General features: G+C 61.0%; 15 protein-coding genes and 1 riboswitch. Of the genes, 6 read left to right on the top strand and 9 right to left on the bottom strand.

Features of this window, described 5'->3' with window-relative positions; genetic code table 11:
• Window positions 1-284: 284 nt before the first annotated feature.
• Window positions 285-495, top strand: a riboswitch (cobalamin riboswitch).
• A gap of 97 nt (window positions 496-592) precedes the next feature.
• The 4 genes from ACLBW8_RS26625 (at window position 593) to cobM (ending at window position 2,703) form a co-directional block, all read left to right on the top strand.
• Window positions 593-781 carry a CbtB domain-containing protein gene (locus ACLBW8_RS26625; protein WP_064452011.1) on the top strand — a complete coding sequence of 63 codons (189 nt, stop codon included), beginning with the start codon at window positions 593-595 and terminating at the stop codon, window positions 779-781.
• A gap of 11 nt (window positions 782-792) precedes the next feature.
• Window positions 793-1,497, top strand: coding sequence for a CbtA family protein (locus tag ACLBW8_RS26620; RefSeq protein ID WP_447806723.1), 705 nt, complete (start codon window positions 793-795; stop codon window positions 1,495-1,497).
• Window positions 1,494-1,886: a cobalamin biosynthesis protein gene (locus ACLBW8_RS26615; RefSeq protein ID WP_447806722.1), complete on the top strand. Its 393-nt coding sequence runs from the start codon at window positions 1,494-1,496 to the stop codon at window positions 1,884-1,886. The genes ACLBW8_RS26620 and ACLBW8_RS26615 overlap by 4 nt, the downstream gene beginning before the upstream one ends.
• 70 nt (window positions 1,887-1,956) lie before the next feature.
• A complete protein-coding gene (gene cobM, locus ACLBW8_RS26610) occupies window positions 1,957-2,703 on the top strand; it encodes a precorrin-4 C(11)-methyltransferase (protein ID WP_221294506.1) in 747 nt (248 codons plus the stop codon).
• A 199-nt stretch (window positions 2,704-2,902) separates the two neighbouring features.
• On the opposite strand, the gene nfuA is transcribed toward cobM, so the two are convergent.
• Window positions 2,903-3,487 carry a Fe-S biogenesis protein NfuA gene (nfuA, locus tag ACLBW8_RS26605; protein ID WP_017136914.1) on the bottom strand — a complete coding sequence of 195 codons (585 nt, stop codon included), beginning with the start codon at window positions 3,485-3,487 and terminating at the stop codon, window positions 2,903-2,905.
• Between the two features lie 854 nt (window positions 3,488-4,341).
• Window positions 4,342-5,124 carry a class I SAM-dependent methyltransferase gene (locus ACLBW8_RS26600; RefSeq protein ID WP_064451048.1) on the bottom strand — a complete coding sequence of 261 codons (783 nt, stop codon included), beginning with the start codon at window positions 5,122-5,124 and terminating at the stop codon, window positions 4,342-4,344.
• Window positions 5,125-5,220: 96 nt separating this feature from the next.
• Between ACLBW8_RS26600 and ACLBW8_RS26595 the strand changes: the two genes are divergently transcribed.
• Window positions 5,221-5,841, top strand: a complete 621-nt coding sequence (locus tag ACLBW8_RS26595) for a hypothetical protein (protein WP_064451047.1) — start codon at window positions 5,221-5,223, stop codon at window positions 5,839-5,841.
• Between the two features lie 3 nt (window positions 5,842-5,844).
• Here the strand turns inward: ACLBW8_RS26595 and ACLBW8_RS26590 are convergent, their stop codons facing one another.
• The 7 genes from ACLBW8_RS26590 to ppc form a co-directional block, all read right to left on the bottom strand.
• The gene (locus tag ACLBW8_RS26590) at window positions 5,845-6,543 is read right to left on the bottom strand and encodes an extensin-like domain-containing protein (protein ID WP_447806721.1); all 699 of its coding nucleotides are present in this window, start codon (window positions 6,541-6,543) and stop codon (window positions 5,845-5,847) included.
• A gap of 3 nt (window positions 6,544-6,546) precedes the next feature.
• Window positions 6,547-7,374 (bottom strand): isocitrate lyase/PEP mutase family protein, encoded by an 828-nt coding sequence (locus ACLBW8_RS26585; protein WP_064451045.1) that lies wholly within the window; start codon window positions 7,372-7,374, stop codon window positions 6,547-6,549.
• 27 nt (window positions 7,375-7,401) lie between these two features.
• On the bottom strand, window positions 7,402-8,262 hold the full coding sequence (locus ACLBW8_RS26580; RefSeq protein WP_447806720.1) for a DUF72 domain-containing protein: 861 nt from the start codon (window positions 8,260-8,262) through the stop codon (window positions 7,402-7,404).
• A complete protein-coding gene (locus tag ACLBW8_RS26575) occupies window positions 8,262-8,564 on the bottom strand; it encodes a hypothetical protein (RefSeq protein ID WP_447806719.1) in 303 nt (100 codons plus the stop codon). Before ACLBW8_RS26575 ends, ACLBW8_RS26580 begins: the two co-directional genes overlap by 1 nt.
• Before the next feature lie 160 nt (window positions 8,565-8,724).
• Complete coding sequence (gene tsaB, locus ACLBW8_RS26570; RefSeq protein ID WP_064451042.1) at window positions 8,725-9,411, bottom strand: tRNA (adenosine(37)-N6)-threonylcarbamoyltransferase complex dimerization subunit type 1 TsaB; 687 nt, start codon at window positions 9,409-9,411, stop codon at window positions 8,725-8,727.
• A gap of 90 nt (window positions 9,412-9,501) precedes the next feature.
• Window positions 9,502-10,149: an adenylate kinase gene (adk, locus tag ACLBW8_RS26565; protein ID WP_078827826.1), complete on the bottom strand. Its 648-nt coding sequence runs from the start codon at window positions 10,147-10,149 to the stop codon at window positions 9,502-9,504.
• 295 nt (window positions 10,150-10,444) lie between these two features.
• Window positions 10,445-13,090, bottom strand: a complete 2,646-nt coding sequence (gene ppc, locus ACLBW8_RS26560) for a phosphoenolpyruvate carboxylase (RefSeq protein ID WP_447806718.1) — start codon at window positions 13,088-13,090, stop codon at window positions 10,445-10,447.
• A gap of 185 nt (window positions 13,091-13,275) precedes the next feature.
• Between ppc and ACLBW8_RS26555 the strand changes: the two genes are divergently transcribed.
• On the top strand, window positions 13,276-13,620 hold the full coding sequence (locus ACLBW8_RS26555) for a hypothetical protein (protein ID WP_064451040.1): 345 nt from the start codon (window positions 13,276-13,278) through the stop codon (window positions 13,618-13,620).
• The last annotated feature ends 197 nt before the right edge of the window (window positions 13,621-13,817 follow it).

The raw sequence follows: 13,817 nt of genomic DNA, 5'->3' as shown, positions 1-13,817 counted from the left end.
CGCAGGCTTGAATCCGTGGGTAACCCGGCAGGACGCCGGGTTAGCCGCACTGGGCCAAGGATGGCCCAGTGCGGCGGCCCACGGATTCAAGCCGGAGTGCGGGCATGCCGAGCCCAGGCGAGGCACCGAGTGGTGGGGCAAAGCGTTTTTTGGTTACTTTTTTAGGGGCGTTGTAAAAAAGTGACCCGCCGTAAGGGCGGAACCCTAAGCAGCCGTCACCGCAGCCACGGATATGCACACCCACCAAAAAACCCCAATTGACTCCCCTCCCACCCCCATGCTCTCCTACACACCTTGTTTCGGGTGCCCTTCACAGGGTGAAACGGGAAACCGGTAAATCATGCGTGCATGACCAGTCCGGTGCTGCCCCCGCAACGGTAAGCGAGCGAAGCGTCACAGCCACTGTGCCCTCGGGTATGGGAAGGCGATGCTTTCAGGACTCTAGTCAAGAGCCCCCTCGCAAGCCCGGAGACCGGCCCGAAAAAATCAGATAACAAACCCGCGGTGGGCGGGCGCTGTTTAAAACTCTGCGTGCCTGGCTCGCGGGGTTTTCATGCGCTCGCTCCACCCTGACACCCAGAAGGGACGCGCCATGTCGATCATCAGCAGCACCTCGCACACCACCCGTAGCTCCGCCACCCTGAGCCAACGCCTGAGCGCCGCCATCGGTGCCTCGATCCTCGGCGCCTGCCTGGTGTATTTCGCCGGTTTCTCGCATATCGAGGCGGTGCACAACGCGGCCCACGATACCCGCCACAGCGCCGCGTTTCCGTGCCACTGAGGCCTGCCGACATGATCAAGCGTATTGCTCAAACCGCAGGTTTCACCGGCTTACTGGCCGCCCTGCTACTGACCCTGCTGCAAAGCTTCTGGGTCGCACCGCTGATTTTGCAGGCGGAAACCTTTGAAAAAGCCCCGTCTGCTGTCGAAGTGGCCCATGAACATGCCGAAGGTGCCGCAGCCCATACCCACGACGCCGAAGCCTGGGAGCCGGAAAATGGCTGGCAGCGCGTGCTGTCTACTACCGGTGGGAATCTGGTGGTCGCCGTCGGTTTTGCGCTGATGTTGGCGGGTCTCTACACCCTGCGCGCGCCGACTCGCACGGCCCAAGGGCTGCTGTGGGGCTTGGCGGGTTACGCGACGTTCGTGCTGGCGCCCACTTTGGGCCTGCCACCGGAATTGCCGGGGACCGCCGCGGCTGATTTGGCACAACGGCAGGTCTGGTGGATCGGCACCGCGGCGTCCACCGCAGCCGGTATCGCGCTGCTGGTGTTTGGTCGCAACGGGCTGCTGAAAGTGCTGGGCGTGGCGATCATCGCCGTCCCGCATGTCATCGGCGCACCGCAACCCCTCGTGCATTCGATGCTGGCCCCCGAAGCGCTGGAGTCACAGTTCAAGATCGCATCGCAGCTGACCAACGTTGCATTCTGGCTGGCCTTGGGCCTGATCAGCGCGTGGCTGTTCCGCCGTAACCGCGACGAACACTACTCGGCATGACGCTGGTGGTCGGGCTGGGATGCCGGCGGGGTTGTGACGTTCAAACCCTGCTGGGTCTGTTTGACGCCGTCCTCGCCGAGGGCGGTATTGAGCGCCAACGTATTGCGGCCCTGGCCAGTATTGATCGCAAGCAGGATGAACCGGGTTTGCTTGCCCTGGCTCACATGCTGAACCTGCCGTTACAGTGTTTCAGTGCAGAACACCTGGCGGTATACGAGGACCGTCTGAGCCACAAATCAGCCGTCGCCTTCGCACACACCGGCTGTTACGGCGTCGCCGAAAGCGCGGCCCTTGCCTTGGCTGAACAGCTCTCCCACGCCCCTGCCCGCCTGTTGATCACCCGCAAAAAAACCGCCCAGGCCACCTTTGCATTAGCCTGTACCGACTAAAATCCCGATAATTGCCGTTCTCGATCATGAGCAATCTTCATGCTCGCCCGTTTTTCAACAGGAACTCCCCATGACCGTCTACTTTATCGGCGCAGGCCCCGGCGACCCGGAATTGATCACCGTCAAAGGCCAGCGGCTGATCCGCAGTTGCCCGGTGATCATTTATGCCGGCTCGCTGGTGCCGACCGCCGTATTGGAGGGTCATCAGGCGGAACAGGTGGTCAATAGCGCCGAATTGCACCTGGAACAGATCATTGAGTTGATCCAGGCAGCCCATGCAAAGGGCCAGGATGTGGCCCGCGTGCATTCCGGCGACCCGAGCCTGTATGGGGCGATTGGCGAACAAATCCGCCATTTGCGCGAACGGGGCATTCCCTTCCAGATCATTCCCGGGGTAACGGCAGTGGCGGCTTGTGCGGCGTTGCTGGAGGCGGAACTGACCCTGCCGGATATCGCCCAAAGCGTGATCCTGACCCGCTACGCCGACAAAACCAACATGCCTGCCGGTGAGGCGTTCGACAGCCTGGCCCGCCACGGCACGACCATGGCGATTCACCTGGGGGTCAACCACCTGGACAAAATCGTCGCCGAACTGCTGCCACACTATGGCGCGGACTGCCCGATTGCCGTGGTGCACCGGGCGACGTGGCCGGATCAGGACTGGGTTGTCGGCACGCTGAGTGATATTGCCGAGAAGGTGGCCGCCAAGGGTTTCCGGCGTACGGCACTGATTGTGGTCGGGCGAGTGCTGGCAAGCGACAGCTTCAGCGAGTCCTCACTGTACCGGGCAGGCCACGCGCACCTCTATCGCCCCTGAAGAGTGCAGTTGGACATGTGGGCTTGCTCGCGAACGCGGGGTGTCAGCCAGTGCATCTTTAACTGAACTACCGCATTCGCGAGCAAGCCCGCTCCCACAGTTAATCTTATTTGTTAGAAAGAGTGTGTAAGACACTGAATTTTAAGCATAAAAAACGGCGCTCACGGGGCGCCGTTTTTTTTCGCAGTGAACGCCTTACTCAGTAGTAGGCGTTTTCTTTCTGCGTGTGGTCAGTCACATCGCGTACGCCCTTGAGCTCTGGAATGCGCTCGAGCAGCGTGCGCTCGATGCCTTCACGCAGGGTCACGTCCGCCTGGCCGCAGCCTTGGCAGCCACCGCCGAATTTCAACACGGCAATGCCGTCTTCCACGACATCGATCAAGCTGACCTGACCACCGTGGCTGGCGAGCCCCGGGTTGATCTCGGTTTGCAGGTAGTAGTTGATGCGCTCGTTGACCGGGCTGTCGGCGTTGACGTTCGGCACCTTGGCGTTAGGCGCCTTGATGGTCAACTGGCCGCCCATGCGGTCGGTGGCGTAGTCGACCACAGCATCGTCCAGGAACGCTTCGCTGAAGTTATCGATGTACGCGGTGAAGCTTTTGAGCCCCAGGGCGGTGTCTTCAGGCTTCTCTTCCCCGGGCTTGCAGTAGGCGATGCAAGTCTCGGCGTATTGGGTGCCGGGCTGGGTGATAAAGACGCGGATACCGATGCCTGGGGTGTTCTGCTTGGACAGCAGATCAGCCAGGTAATCGTGCGCGGCGTCGGTAATGGTTATGGCAGTCATGGAAACTCCTCACAGGCTTGCGGGCAGTTTACGCCAAATTATTACCGAGGTACAAAGTCCTAGTGTTTTTGTCGGGATAGTTTTTTGTGTGGGTGCCTTGGGGGGATGTACCTATCCGTTTCTTCGGTAACGGCGGCCTATGGTTTCGCCCTTACGGCGACTCACTTTGGAAAAGCCCCAACGTAAGCAATGGGCTCTTGCCGGTATGACTCACCCACATGGTTTACAAATTAGTTCACACACATTTGGAACTCAGTACATCAGGCAGAGAGTGTGCTGCTCTTCAGGCTGTACTCGGTCAATGTGGGAGCTGGCTTGGCGGACCGACGAACCGCTGCGATGGCATCAGCTGGGTATGCCTGATGTACCGAGGTGTTTGCATCGCAGGCAAGCCAGCTCCCACAGAAAAGCAGTTCTGCTCCTGATCTGCTTTTGCCCTGCTTTTGCTTCAACCACTCAGGTCGGCTTTCAGGCCGCCGTGCTCTGCTTTTGATCTGCTGTTGATCTTAATCTGACAGGCCCCGTTAACCACGATGGCCGAACGCAGGCTTGAATCCGTGGGTAACCCGGCAGGACGCCGGGTTAGCCGCACTGGGCCAGGGATGGCCCATTGCGGCGGCCCACGGATTCAAGCCGGAGTGCGGGCATGCCGAGCCCAGGCGAGGCACCGAGTGGTGGGGCAAAGCGTTTTTTGGTTACTTTTTTAGGCGCTTTGTAAAAAAGTGACCCGCCGTAAGGGCGGAACCCTAAGCCGCCGTTACCGCAGCAACGGATATGTACTCAATCTCCCTAACCCCTCACAGGCTTAAAGCGACACAGAGAGTCGCGTAGATACCTATACCGCGATGAGGCCATCAAGGCTTGAGTGCTTTCTTAGGATAGATGTCATACCGGCTCGATTTACCATCCAGCGCATGGCTCGGCTTCGGCCCTTCAATGCACGGCGCTTTGCGCGGACGCTTGACCACCACGCGGTGGCTGGCCAACGCCAAGGCGGCGGCCAGCAAGGCGGGTGCATCCGGGTCATCGCCTACCAGTGGCCGGAACAGGCGCATTTCCTTCTTCACCAGGGCGGTTTTCTCACGATGAGGGAACATCGGGTCCAGGTAGATCACCTGCGGCGGTTCGCCTTCCCAATTGAGCATCACATCGATGGAATTGCCCTTGAGCAGCTTCATGCGCGCCACAATGGGCGCCACTTCAAAATCACCCGCGCCGCGTGCCAGACCGTCTTCGAGCAAAGCGCCAATCAGTGGCTGACGCTCGATCAGGCTCATCTCGCAGCCCAGGCTGGCCAGCACGAACGCGTCCTTGCCTAAACCTGCCGTGGCATCCAGCACGCGTGGGCGCACACCCTGAGCAACGCCGACCGCCTTGGCGATCATCTGCCCACTGCCACCGCCATATAAACGCCGGTGAGCTGCGCCGCCTTCGACAAAGTCCACGCGCACCGGCCCCGGTGCGTCAGGCCCAAGCTGTTGGAGCTGCAGGCCATGCTCCCCCACTTGCAGGGAAAAATCCGCCTCATCCAGGTGCAACGGCAGGCCCAGCAACGAAGCCCACTGCTCGGCACGCGCCGTAAAACCTTCGGCCAAGGCCTCGACCCGAATGCGGCTGGCCGCTGGTTGTTCGTTCATCAATCGCTACGCTCAAAAATATTAAGGATCGGCAAATAGCGGCCGATAAAAACAACAGTCAGGTATTTTGCCAGAGCTGAGCGTCGACCGAGAAAAATGTCAGACATTCTTCCCCCAACTATCGGTGTATTGCCGACCCACAACCACTACGGCCTGCGTAATACTCAAGCGCTGGCCGGCGTGAGTCATGTGTGGCAGGACTTCTTCGCCCGTGCGTTGGCCGAACAGCTCGGCGATACGCCGGACGCACTCGCCGCCAAGGCACCGGCACCGAGAGACCCGGCGGTAGAACCCAGCGAAGGCGCCGACCTGTTGTCGCAGATCCTCACCCAGCGTGAGTGCGATGTGAAGGACACCGAGATCGCCCCACCGGAGCCGCTGTTCCTGCCCATCGCCGAATTTGAAACCGAGTTGCTGCCACCGCCCCCCGCGCCGTTCCCGGCAGAAGAAATCGTCGCCCTACAGCGCCAGCAGAATTTTGAAAGCGGTTGGGTACGCCCGATTGTTCTGAACGCTGGTCAACCAAAACCTGCGCCAGGCCCGGCACCGGAACCACAGCCCTTGCACCTGCCGATTGCCGAGTTCGAACTGGACTTGCTGCCACCACCCGCCACGCCGTACCCGACCGAAGCACTGGAAGCGCAACAGAAAGCGCTGGACTTCGATTACAACTGGGCGCGCCCACTGATCCTCAACAACCTGCGCCTCGCCGCATAAGCCTCAGCGGCACACCCACCAGGGCCCCATGTCCAGATGGAAGTGGTTGCGATGAGCAGCGTTGTAGTCCGGGCTCAACACCACATTGAAATCAGCGCAGGCCCCCTCTCGCACCTGCCGCAAAAAACGCGCGCCATCGCCTTCCCCCGGCCAGTCTTTGAGCACACTGATGCTGCGTCCATCCGCCAGGCGGAAGCCGGCGATATCCAGGGCATTGGCCGAGGCATGTTGACTGAGCCGCCCGTCTGCGCGGTTATACAGGTTGCGACAGGCAAAGCTGCCCAAGTGATCGACCCGCGTCACCGCCTGGCCAAATACCGCCTGGGCCGCCGGTTGCAGGCTATGGCGCTCGAACAAGGCAAACGCCACGGCCAGCGGGCAGCTGGCGAGAAAGCTGCTGCTCAAGGCCACGTCGGCGCCTTGCACGCGCAAGACGTTGCGCAATGGGCACGCGGCGTCAGCGGGGCTGTTTGCCTGACGGGTGACGCGCAAACCAGACGTTTTCAACACCTCGTCGCACAGCGCCGGATCATCCTGCAGCCGCCCGAGCTTGAACCGCGTCAACACGTTCGGGCTGGCGCGCACATCCAGCGGCGCCCAGGGATTCCATTCATTGGGCAACGGCACCCAGCCTCGCCACACACCCAGTGCACACACACCCGCCAGCAACAGCAGCGCACCGACCACTTTAAAAAAGCGCACGGCTTAACCCTTGAAGAATTGGTTGGCCTGGCTGAACGGCATCTTGCGCTCGGTGAAGGTAAAGGTGCCCAACGCATACACCTCCTGCGCAGCCCGGTAAAACTCGCCATACGCCGCCAACGCCATGGCCGAACCGACACTGATGCGCCTCACGCCCATCTCGCTCAACTGCGCCACGCTGAGGTTCAAGCCGCCGGACATCAACACGTTCACCGGCTTGGGCGCGACGGCCTTGACCACTGCCAGTATTTCCTCGGCGCTGCGTAGCCCTGGGGCATACAGCACGTCGGCACCGGCTTCGGCGTAGGCCTGCAAGCGGCGGATGGTGTCAGGCAAATCCAGGCGGCCATGCAGGAGGTTTTCCGCGCGGGCTGTCAGCGTGAACGGGAATGGCAGACTGCGGGCAGCAGCAACCGCGGCTTCCACGCGCTCGACGGACAGATCAAAGGGATAGATTGGATCGATGGCAATGCCCGTGGCGTCTTCGATGGAGCCACCGACGATCCCGGTGGCGGCTGCGCGCAGGATGGTTTGGGCACACCCTTCGGGCGTATCGCTGAAGCCGTTTTCCAGGTCAGCCGCCACCGGCAGCGCGGTCGCCCGGACAATCGCAGAAGCATTACCCAACGTATCCTCCAGCGACAACGCGCCTTCCGCATCCGGCCGCCCCAGGCTGAACGCATAGCCCGCACTGGTGGTGGCCAACGCTTCAAAGCCGAGGCTGGCAAGCATGATGGCGGAGCCGGCATCCCACGGGTTGGGCATCACGAACGCACGATCACGCTCGTGCAAGGCCTTGAAGGTTTCGGCGCGAAGGGTTTGGGCATCCATGACTCACTCCTGGCGTAAAAAGGAGCCCTAGAGTAACCCCAGTTGCTCCGCTTCGGGTTCTCGATGCAAGGTCACCAGCGGCGGCAGGCCCGGCAAACGGGCCATCAGTTTTTCATGAAACCGCAGCGCCAGTTGCGCAGCCAGCCGGTTATCCGAGGTGTGCAGGAATACGTAGGGCGTGCGCCCCTCTTCGATCCAGCCGGCGATTTTTTCCACCCACGGCAGCAAAAACGGGTCGTTGGCCTCAAGCTCCGGATGGCCGATGAAACGCACCTGGGGAAACTGGGTCAGCGCCGCCGGGCGCGGTGGCACCTTGGGCTTTTTCGATTGGGCGTGCAGCACGGCGGCCGACGTGGACGTGCAACTGAACAAGGCCCTGGGGTCGAGGCAGATCCGCTCGACACCACGGTCACGTAACAAGCGGTTGAGCGTGCGTTCGGCATCGCCCTTGGCGAAGAATTCCGGGTGGCGTACTTCCACCGCCAACGGGCGTTCCAGGCCATCAATAAAACCGGCGAGCTCGCCGAGGCGATGCGGCGAAAAGCTCGCCGACAGTTGCAGCCACAATGGCGAAACACGCGCCCCCAATGGGCTCATCAGGCCGACAAAACTTTCCGCCGCCGGCAACTGCTCGCGCAAGTCGCCTCCGTGGCTGATGTCGCCCGGAAATTTGGCAGTGAAGCGAAAATCTTCAGGCATGATTTCAGCCCAGCGCTGCACCGTGGCGGTCGAGGGGCGAGCATAAAAAGTGGTGTTGCCTTCAACGGCGTTGAAGACCTGGGAGTACAGCGCGAGGTAATCGGTGGAGCGCGCGTCGGCCGGGTACAGGTACTCGCGCCAGGCGTTTTCACTCCAGGACGGGCAACCAATAAAGTAAGGCAGGCGCATCAGATGTGGATGTCGAGACCCAGCACTTCCATATCCCATTCGACAAAGCCGGCGGTGGTCAGGTAGCTGGCCAGGGCGGTGGCGACGCTTTTGCTCATGGAACGGTGGAACACCATGTCTTGCTGACGGGCGGGAAGACCACTGATACGCGCGCCGGCAGAACCCTGGGCGCTGGACTGCGCGTCGGACTGGACCTCAATGAAGTCCGGCGAATCCTCGACGGAATCGTCTACCGTCACGTTCGCCTTACGTGGCTTACGCTTGAGGGGGTAGGACTGTGAGGAAAAGCCGTCTATACGCATACATGCAGACTCGGTATCAATGATGGCAATTTAGCGGCACTTTCCGTTGTGCGCAAATGCTCTGGTGATAACTAGAACACATAATTTGTAAAAGGTTTACAAACCCGGTCAAATTCTGACGATTGGCGAAAATCGCCACAAAAATCTCGCTTTTTTGGCGTCAAATAATCCCGCGCTCAGCCTTGGTTTGCGCCACTTTATCGCGCAGATAAACCGGTGCAGCCTGATCGGCGGGAATCGCTTCGCCACGCTCGAAAGCGAAGCGCGCCAGGGTCAGCAGGTCTTCGGCATGCGGCAACATAGTGGCGTCCTGGCCGACCAGTTGCACATTGATGCGTTCGCCATAACCCCAGCCGGTACCGGCACCGAACCAGTCACCGCTGGCATCCACGGGCAACGCGCTGACTTGCGGCGGCTGCACGGCTTCCACGCCCACCAGGCGCATTTCGCCGGCCGTCTCGCGGTAGCAACCCCAATAGACTTCATCCATCCGTGCATCAATGGCCGCCGCCACTTGCGAGGCGCCGTGCTCACGCAGCGCACGCTGGGCCAGCACCGCGAGGTTGGAGACTGGCAATACCGGGCGCTCCAACGCAAATGCCAGGCCCTGCACCACGCCAATGGCAATGCGCACGCCGGTAAACGCGCCGGGCCCACGGCCAAAGGCAATGGCATCCACCGCAGCAAGGGTGGTGCCGGCGTCTTCCAGCAATTGCTTGATCATCGGCAACAGCTTCTGCGCATGCAGGCGCGGGATCACCTCGTAGTGGCTCGTTACCTTGCCATCGTGCAGCAAGGCAACAGAGCAAGCTTCAGTCGCGGTGTCCAGGGCCAGCAGGGTGCTCATCGGTGTAGGTGTCCAAATCGGAAAAAAGTGCGCCAGTATAAACAACAACGGCCCGCAAGCGGGCCGTTGTGCATGCAGCTGATCGTTTGATCAGCTCAGCGCTTGCAGCACCTTGGCGGTGATGGCTTCTACCGAACCCACGCCAGGAATGTGGCTGTACTTCGGCTTGCCCTGTGCAGCGGACAGTTTCTGGTAGAAGTCCACCAGTGGCTTGGTCTGGGAGTGGTAGACCGACAGACGATGGCGCACGGTTTCTTCGGTGTCATCCTTACGCTGTACCAGGTCTTCGCCGGTAACATCGTCCTTGCCTTCAACCTTCGGCGGGTTGTAGACGGTGTGGTACACGCGGCCCGAGGCCTCGTGAACACGACGACCGGCGATACGCTGGACGATTTCTTCGTCTTCAACCGCGATTTCAACCACGGCATCCAACTCAACGCCAGCCTTCACCAGGGCTTCAGCCTGGGGAATGGTGCGTGGGAAGCCGTCGAACAGGAAACCGTTCTTGCAGTCGTCCTGGGTGATGCGTTCCTTGACCAGGTTGATGATCAGGTCATCGGAAACCAGGCCGCCGCTGTCCATCACGCTTTTTGCGATCAGGCCCAGCTCGGTGCCGGCCTTGACGGCCGCGCGCAGCATGTCGCCGGTGGAGATTTGTGGAATGCCGAATTTTTCAGTGATGAACTTTGCCTGAGTACCTTTACCGGCCCCGGGAGCTCCCAGCAGAATGACGCGCATCGATGTGCTCCTCAATTTTTTATAGAGATGACGCTCGGATTCGCCGCGTGGGGCCAATCTCGTAAAAATGTGGCTCGTGGAAATATCGGCCCAAGCCGATCAAAACCCCAAAGGCTGATCAAGATACACAGCGGGCCCTATCCATACAAGCCGCCGAAAGTCGGAGTAACCCGCGCAGCGCATGCGTCATAGCCAGGGTGTGCCTGAGTGCAACCCTGCCCCATAAACGCCAACCGCCCCTTTCAGGGCGGCCGTCATTGTTTATCTGCAAGTCGTTGAGAACACGCAAGAAACCCTAACCGGTGTTGCGCAATCCGGCGGCAATACCCGCCACGGACACCAGCAGCGCCTGTTCCAGAGGGCTATCCTGCGCCGCCTCCTGCTGACGCGAGCGCGCCAGCAACTCGGCCTGCAACAGGTGCAGCGGGTCGAGGTAGGTGTTACGCAAACGGATAAACTCCAGGGTGTCCGGACTGTGGGCCAGCAGTTGCGACTGGCCAGTCAGGCCAAGGACCACACTGCATGCCTGCGACAATAGGTCGCGTAAGTGCGCGCCCAATGGCAGAAGGTCAGGCTGCACCAGACGCTCGTCATATAAACGCGCTATATCGGCATCGGCCTTGGCCAGCACCATTTCCAGCATATCGATGCGGGTGCGAAAGAACGGCCATTGCTCGCGCATCTGCCCCAGCAACTCGCCCTCGCCGCGCTCCAGCGCCTTGCTTAGTGCTGCTTCCCAGCCAAGCCAGGCGGGTAGCATCAGGCGGGTTTGGGTCCAACCGAAAATCCACGGAATCGCCCGCAGGCTTTCGATACCGCCCGCACGCCGCTTGGCCGGGCGACTGCCCAACGGCAAACGGCCCAACTCCTGCTCCGGCGTGGACTGGCGGAAGTACTCGACGAACTGGGGATTTTCCCGCACGACAGCGCGGTAAGCGCTGACACCGTCTGCCGCCAATTCGTCCATCAAATGGCGCCAGGCCGGCTCGGGCGGCGGCGGTGGCAACAGCGTGGCTTCCAGCACCGCGGCCAGGTACAGATTGAGGTTCTGCTCGGCGATGTCCGGCAGGCCGAACTTGAAGCGGATCATTTCGCCTTGTTCGGTGGTACGAAAACGCCCCGCCACCGAGCCCGGCGGTTGCGACAGGATCGCCGCGTGAGCTGGCCCACCACCCCGGCCAACAGTGCCGCCACGACCGTGGAACAACAGTAATTCCACCTGCTGCTCGCGGCAGATATCCACCAAACGTTCCTGCGCCCGGTACTGCGCCCAGGCCGCAGCCGTGGTGCCGGCGTCCTTGGCTGAGTCCGAGTAGCCGATCATCACTTCCTGCGGGCCTTGCAAGCGCGCGCGATAGCCCGGCAATTGCAGCAGACACTCCATCACCGGCCCGGCGTTATCCAGGTCGGCCAGGGTTTCGAACAGCGGAACCACGCGCATCGGTCGTTGTACGCCCGACTCTTTAAGCAGCAGTTGCACCGCCAGCACGTCCGAGGCGGCGCCCGCCATCGAGATCACATACGAGCCGAGAGACGCGGCCGGTGCGGCGGCGATTTCCTTGCAGGTATTCAACACTTCGGCGGTGTCCGCCGACGGTTTGAAATAGCCCGGCAGCAGCGGTCGACGATTGCTCAGCTCCTTGGTCAGGAAGCTGATACGCGCCTCTTCATCCCAGTCTTCATAGCGACCGAGGCCCAGGTAATCGGTGATTTCGGTCATGGCCGCCGAGTGGCGACTGGAATCCTGGCGCACATCCAGCCGCACCAGGAACAAGCCGAAGGTCACGGCGCGGCGCAGGCAATCGAGCAACGGGCCATCAGCGATTACACCCATGCCGCACTCGTGAAGCGACTGGTAGCAGAGCTCCAGCGGGTCGAGCAGGTCGCGGTTGTTCTGCAGTACCTCGGCGGGTGCCGGGGTGTTGGCGGTCAATGCGGTGTGCGCCCATTGCCGCGTGGCACGCAGACGTTCACGCAATTGCTTGAGCAAGGCGCGATACGGCTCGACGCTATCGCCGACCTTGGCTTGCAACGCCGGGCTGGCCTGTTGCATCGACAGCTCGGACGCCAGGTGATCGATATCACGCAAATACAAATCCGCCGCCATCCAGCGCGCCAGCAACAGCACTTCGCGTGTGACCGGCGCGGTGACATTCGGGTTGCCATCACGGTCCCCGCCCATCCACGAGGCAAACCGAATCGGCGCGGCCTCCAGTGGCAAGTGCAGGCCGGTGGCCGCGTGCAAGGCGTGGTCAGCCTTGCGCAAATAATTCGGGATGGCCTGCCACAACGAATGCTCAATCACCGCAAAGCCCCACTTGGCTTCATCCACCGGGGTGGGCCGCACGCGGCGGATTTCTTCGGTGTGCCAGGCTTCGGCGATCAACCGCTGCAACCGTTCGCGGATCTGCTCGCGCTCGGCCGTGGTGAGGTCGCGGTGATCCTGCAGCGCCAGTTGCGCGGCGATCGCATCGTATTTCTGGATCAGGGTGCGGCGCGCCACTTCAGTCGGGTGGGCGGTGAGGACCAATTCAATCTCCAACCGCGCCAACTGGCGGGCCAGGGATTCGTTGCTGTGACCTTCGCTTTGCAGGCGGGCCAGCAGCTCCGGCAATACACGGGACTCAAAAGGCGCTGGTTGCGACTCATCGCGCCGATGGATCAACTGGTACTGCTCGGCGATGTTGGCCAGGTTGAGGAACTGGTTAAAGGCTCGCGCCACGGGCAACAGTTCGCTTTCCTGCAGTTGGTTCAAGCTGGCGCTGAGTTCCTCGCCGGCGGTTTGCTCGGATACGCTGCCACGGCGGTCGGCCTTGGCGCCTTTGCGGATCTGCTCGATCTTGTCGAGGAAATCATCGCCGTATTGCTCTCGAATGGTGTTGCCCAACAGCTCACCCAGCAGGTGAACATCCTCACGCAAGCGTGCATCGATATCACTCATCAGCCAATCTCCAGCCAGAAATCCGGGACGCGCAGGCCTTCCAGAGTGCCGCTCGCATCGGTTTCTGACAAGACACTTTAAACCTTGCCGGTTACAGCTAGTCTCAACAGTGAGTCGTCGCGTTTATCCACGCAGGCGGCTGGACACTCATCACCGCCTGCCATCGCGGGCTTATTGAGGTTGCCATGAAAATTCGAGAACTGGCCCAGCATTGGGAAGAGACCGCCAAGGGTCGCCTGACCAAAACCGAGTACGCGATCCATCTGGACATGGAGTCCGCCGCCCGGCTGGCCGCCATTGCCGAGATGTACCCCAAGCGCCACCCCGAAGAACTGCTCGGTGAGCTGATCGGCGCCGCCCTTGAAGAGCTGGAAGCCAGCTTTCCCTACATCAAGGGCCAGCACGTGGTCGCCACCGATGAAGAGGGGGACCCGCTGTACGAAGACGTCGGCCCTACTCCACGCTTTCTCACGCTGTCGCGGCGCTATCTGCATGATTTATCAGCCGGCGCGGACGAACAGAAGCACTGATAAACATCCGTTAAACCGCATCCAACCCCAGGTATTCCGGGCCTCACAGAGGCTCGGCGTACCTTCGCGCGCAGCAAAAGTTCAAACTTTTAAACGCTGACCAAACAGTCAGATATTTTTTTAGGCAAATCGCCATCTTCTCTGAACTTTTGAAAAAAGCATCAGGTCACAGCCAGTAAGCCATCACTTGGAACGGC

This window comes from Pseudomonas sp. M5A4_2d (genome assembly GCF_053345295.1).
Note: the sequence above shows the minus strand (reverse complement) of the source record. Positions and strands in the feature narration are given on the sequence as shown.

Bases quoted from the DNA above. Each gene is read 5' to 3' on its own strand.
- ACLBW8_RS26600 (WP_064451048.1), bottom strand. From the start codon at position 5,124: ATGAACGAACAACCAGCGGCCAGCCGCATTCGGGTCGAGGCCTTGGCC.
- cobM (WP_221294506.1), top strand. From the start codon at position 1,957: ATGACCGTCTACTTTATCGGCGCAGGCCCCGGCGACCCGGAATTGATC.
- ACLBW8_RS26575 (WP_447806719.1), bottom strand. From the start codon at position 8,564: ATGCGTATAGACGGCTTTTCCTCACAGTCCTACCCCCTCAAGCGTAAG.
- ACLBW8_RS26595 (WP_064451047.1), top strand. From the start codon at position 5,221: ATGTCAGACATTCTTCCCCCAACTATCGGTGTATTGCCGACCCACAAC.
- ACLBW8_RS26585 (WP_064451045.1), bottom strand. From the start codon at position 7,374: ATGGATGCCCAAACCCTTCGCGCCGAAACCTTCAAGGCCTTGCACGAG.
- ACLBW8_RS26580 (WP_447806720.1), bottom strand. From the start codon at position 8,262: ATGCGCCTGCCTTACTTTATTGGTTGCCCGTCCTGGAGTGAAAACGCC.
- ppc (WP_447806718.1), bottom strand. From the start codon at position 13,090: ATGAGTGATATCGATGCACGCTTGCGTGAGGATGTTCACCTGCTGGGT.
- ACLBW8_RS26625 (WP_064452011.1), top strand. From the start codon at position 593: ATGTCGATCATCAGCAGCACCTCGCACACCACCCGTAGCTCCGCCACC.
- ACLBW8_RS26555 (WP_064451040.1), top strand. From the start codon at position 13,276: ATGAAAATTCGAGAACTGGCCCAGCATTGGGAAGAGACCGCCAAGGGT.
- adk (WP_078827826.1), bottom strand. From the start codon at position 10,149: ATGCGCGTCATTCTGCTGGGAGCTCCCGGGGCCGGTAAAGGTACTCAG.
- ACLBW8_RS26615 (WP_447806722.1), top strand. From the start codon at position 1,494: ATGACGCTGGTGGTCGGGCTGGGATGCCGGCGGGGTTGTGACGTTCAA.
- ACLBW8_RS26620 (WP_447806723.1), top strand. From the start codon at position 793: ATGATCAAGCGTATTGCTCAAACCGCAGGTTTCACCGGCTTACTGGCC.
- nfuA (WP_017136914.1), bottom strand. From the start codon at position 3,487: ATGACTGCCATAACCATTACCGACGCCGCGCACGATTACCTGGCTGAT.
- tsaB (WP_064451042.1), bottom strand. From the start codon at position 9,411: ATGAGCACCCTGCTGGCCCTGGACACCGCGACTGAAGCTTGCTCTGTT.